This is a genomic window from Solihabitans fulvus (assembly GCF_008386585.1).
In the GTDB taxonomy this organism is placed as follows: Bacteria; Actinomycetota; Actinomycetes; order Mycobacteriales; family Pseudonocardiaceae; genus Solihabitans; species Solihabitans fulvus.
Genome location: NZ_VUOB01000128.1, coordinates 1 through 722, shown reverse-complemented (window position 1 = coordinate 722; position 722 = coordinate 1). Strand labels below are relative to the sequence as shown.

The following is a 722-nucleotide window of genomic DNA, read 5'->3' as shown; positions in this document are numbered from 1 at the left end:
AGGAGATCGCTGCCGCCTGCGGACAGCTCGCCGCTGAGGAGTGATCTTGCCTGGCGTTCATGGTAATACCGGGTTATACTTGTCGATGTGAAGACGGCGATCTCTGTTCCTGACGAGACGTTCGCGCAGGTGGAACGTAGTGCGAAGTGCATGGGTGTGACGCGCTCGGAGTTTTATGCGCGTGCCGCACGCTTCTACTTGGAGCATCTGGAAGAAGAATCGCTGACAAGTGAGATCAACGCGGCTCTTGAACTCATCGGTGATGATGACGATTCCGCCGCGACGGCGGTCGATGCAGGTCGCCGAGTGCTCGCGTTGGCGGACGACGAGTGGTGATCGAACGAGGCAGCATCCATTGGGCCGATCTCGGTGAGGCCGACGGCTCAAGGCCGGCCAAGCGTCGCCCGGTGCTCGTTGTCCAGGCCGATCCCTACAACGCGAGCCGATTGGCGACCGTGCTCATCGCGGTTCTCACATCGAACACGAAGTTGGCTGCCGCGCCGGGGAACGTTTTCTTGCCTGCCTCCGCGACAGGACTGCCAAGGGACTCGGTGGCGAACGTGACGGCGTTGGTCACGCTGAACAAGGACGATCTGACGGGCCGGGTGGGGAACGTGCCTGCCGGACTGATGCGTGACGTGGACTCAGGACTGCGGAAGGTGCTCGGCCTGTGACGGCGACGCAGTTGTAAGTCTGTTGCCATGGGTGAGCCGCTGGCGAAC

General features: G+C 61.9%; 2 protein-coding genes. Both read left to right on the top strand.

The window, feature by feature from the left end; translation table 11 throughout:
* Window positions 1–87: 87 nt before the first annotated feature.
* Window positions 88–336: a ribbon-helix-helix domain-containing protein gene (locus F0L68_RS40505; protein ID WP_149855230.1), complete on the top strand. Its 249-nt coding sequence runs from the start codon at window positions 88–90 to the stop codon at window positions 334–336.
* Window positions 330–674 (top strand): type II toxin-antitoxin system PemK/MazF family toxin, encoded by a 345-nt coding sequence (locus F0L68_RS40500; protein ID WP_149855229.1) that lies wholly within the window; start codon window positions 330–332, stop codon window positions 672–674. The genes F0L68_RS40505 and F0L68_RS40500 overlap by 7 nt, the downstream gene beginning before the upstream one ends.
* Window positions 675–722: the final 48 nt, after the last annotated feature.